Source organism: Microbacterium sp. Bi128, assembly GCF_918698205.1.
Map to the genome: position 1 here is coordinate 1 of NZ_CAKKMM010000562.1, position 3,125 is coordinate 3,125.

3 protein-coding genes are annotated in these 3,125 nt (G+C 70.7%); all 3 read right to left on the reverse strand.

Annotation, left to right across the window (positions count from 1 at the left end; translation table 11 throughout):
• Positions 1–1,023: glycosyltransferase (locus LQV45_RS22910; protein ID WP_230008964.1), on the reverse strand; the 1,023-nt coding region annotated here is incomplete at its 3' end.
• Complete coding sequence (locus LQV45_RS22915; protein WP_230008965.1) at positions 1,020–2,240, reverse strand: glycosyltransferase; 1,221 nt, start codon at positions 2,238–2,240, stop codon at positions 1,020–1,022. The genes LQV45_RS22915 and LQV45_RS22910, both read right to left, overlap by 4 nt.
• On the reverse strand, positions 2,227–3,125 hold an 899-nt coding region (locus LQV45_RS22920; RefSeq protein ID WP_230008966.1), incomplete at its 5' end, for a glycosyltransferase family protein. The genes LQV45_RS22920 and LQV45_RS22915, both read right to left, overlap by 14 nt.

A 3,125-nucleotide genomic window follows, 5' to 3' on the forward strand; every position in this document is an offset into this window, starting at 1 on the left:
CGCGAGCGCGGCGGGGTCCCCGGGCGGGACGAGGATCCCGGTGCGGCCGTCCTGGATGATGGACGGGATCTGGCCCACGGCGCTCGCGATCACAGGCAACCCGGCCGCCATGTACTCAAAAACCTTCAGCGGCGAGAAGTAATCGTCCTGGCCAGGTCCGTCCGGGGGATAGGGTGCGGCGGCGGCGTCGAATTCTGCCAGGAGGCCGGGCACCGCTGCCGGCGCGACGGGGCCCGAGAAAACCGTCGGCACGCCGAGGGATTCGGCGAGGCGTTCGAGGTCCTGCCGGCCGGGGCCGTCACCCACCACATGGAGCTGCCAGCGCAGGCCCGGGTCGGCGGTCTGCTGGTTGGCCAGGGCGACACCGTGCAGCAGGCCGGGGACGCCGTGCCAGGGCTTCAAGGTTCCGACGAACCCGACGGTGAGGTGGTCCGGATTCCGGCGGCCGGGGCGGCGGGCCGTGATCCGTTCGACGTTCACTCCGTTAGGCGCCAGCACGGTCCTGGCGGTCGGCACCCGCGCCCGCACCCAGCGGACCACGGGATCCGAGACGCAGGCCACGACGTCGGCCGTCGCGGCGTTGCGGCGGAACACCGTCTCAGCCTTCTTCACGTCGAGCAGCTGGCGGTACCGCTGCTGCTCCTCGATCAGCGGCGCATTGACCTCCAGCACGGACGGCACGTCCAGGATGCGGGCCACCACGGACAGCGCCGGGCTGAACAGCGAATAGCGCTCGTAGAACAGCCCGCAGCCGTTGCGCAGGACCTCGTCCGCCAGGCCCAGCGCGGCGTCCTGGACCGCCCGTTCCCGCGCGGAGGCGGGGACCGATTCCGGTTTGACTTCGACGACGTCGAGATCGGCAAGATCGCTGGGCCGCTCGGTGCCGAGCAGGGTGCAGTAGACGGTGACGGCGGCGCCGGTGCCGCGCCACGCCCGGACGATTTCCTGGACATGGACGGAGGAGCCCTTGGTGCCGAAGACAGGAACGCCGGGGTCGGCGCAGAGATAGGCCACGCGGGTCATGCGACTCTCCTTTCAGAACGGGAGAGGGACCTCAGGAGCTCGGCCTGGCGGTGGACGTCGTAGTCCTCCTCGATCAGGGCGCGGGCGTTGCGGGACATGGCAAGCCTGTCCGTGGCCGGGGAGCCGAGCGTGCAGATGCCGCGGGCCAGGGCGTGCGGGTTGCCCGGCCGGACCAGGACCCCGGTGGAGCCGTTCCGGACTACTTCGGGGATCCCGGTGACGGACGTGCTGACGCAGGGAACGCCCGTGGCCATGGCCTCGAGCAGGACCGTGGGCATGCCGTCCGCGTTGCCGTCGGCGCCGACTACGCAGGGGGCCACGAAGACATCGGAGGAGTGGAGCAGCTCGTGGACCTGGTCCTGGGTCTGCGGGCCGAGGAGGCGGACATGGGCGCCGAGTCGGAGCTGGCCGATGCCGGCCTCCAGTTCCTCGGCCATGAGCCCGGTCCCGGCGATCCGGAGGTCCAGTTTGACCCCTTGGTCCAGCAGTTCGGCGGCCGCGGGCAACAGATACTGGAAGCCTTTTTTCTCCACCAGGCGCCCGACGGCGGCGATCCGGAGGGTGGCTTCGAGCGTCCGGGGCTCCCGGTACGGGAAGCGCTCCAGCTCCAGGCCGTTGCGCACCAGATGGAGCCGGGCGGTCGAGGACGGGAAGCGGCGGCGCAGGTAGCGCATGTTGCACTGGCTGATGGTCACGGCGTGGTGGGCCTGCTCGAGCTTGAGCCGCAGGTCCTCGTCCTGGACCGATTCATGGAAGATATCCACCGCGTGCGCGGTGAACGAGAACGGGATGCCGGTGATGAGGGACGTCAGCCGGGCCACGGTGGTTGATCCCGAGGCGAAGTGGACGTGCATGTGCCGGATGTTGCGGTTCTGCAGCGCGGTGGCCAGGTTGATGGCCTGCACGGCGTCGTCTGCCGAGGCGGCGGCGAGTTCGCCCAAATTCCGGCCGACGGCGGCTGTGAGCCCGGCCGCGTCGGCCATCCGGAGGCTCTCCCACAGGGCCACAGTCTTGATGGGGCGGTCAATGTACGTCACCGGTGCCTGGACCCGGGCGAGCTCGGGGTGGAACCGGGGGTCGTCGGTGGGACGGAGCGAGAAGATTTCGATCCGGTCCCCGGCGGCCTCGCGGGCCAGGATCTCCGAAACGATGAACGTTTCGGAGAACCGCGGGTACATCTTCAGGACGTACGCCGTCCCGGGTTCAAACGGCGACACGGCTGGCACCTTTCACGCTCGCTGCGGCCTCGCTTTCGTCCGCGCTGAATTGTTCGGCACTGGCCCGTTCGGCGGCGACCTGATCGGCACCGTCCCGACCCGCTTGGGCCAGCTCGGTAGTGGCCAGCGGCCGCAGCAGCTCGGCGGCCAGCTGCGGAACCCGGATCAGGCCGTCCAGCACCGCACGACGGCGGTCCACGGTGGTGCCGATCCTGGCAGCCAGCCAGGCCGCCAGGATCTCCGGCGTCAGCGTGCCAATCTCGAGTTGCTCCAGGTACCCGGCCGCGGCGAGGGACTCGGCCCGGATCCGCTGCTCGGCGCGCGACTGCGTGCGGGGCACGATCAGGGCAGGGACAGGCGTGCTCATGATTTCGCACACCGTGTTGTAGCCGCCCATGGCCACGACGGCGCCGGCGTGCCGGATGTGGAACACGATGTCATCGACTGCGGCGACCACTTTGACGCCCGGGCGGGCCCGCTGCCGGAGGTCATTGAGCTGCTCGGCGGGCATCTGCGGCCCGGCGACCACGAGGTGTCCCAGCCCGTCCGGGACCGGCGTGGCGACGGCGACGCGGGCCAGGGCATAGCCGTCCGAGCCGCCGCCGACCGTCGTCATGCAGTACTGCCCGGGCATGCAGCTGGTGCCGGAGGCCGAAGGGCGCCCCACGGCGAGGTAGCCCGTGTACCGGATGAGCTTTCGGAGGGCGAACGGTATTTCGCCGGCGGCTACGGGATCGTGGACGGCGGGATCGCCGTAGACCCAGATGGCATCGAACAGGTCCTTCACCACGCGGGGACCGCCCACCCTGGCCCATTCGGCGAGGGCCGCGGCGGGCGAGTCGAGGACCTCGCGGAGGCCCAGCACCACGCGCACGGGCCCGGCGG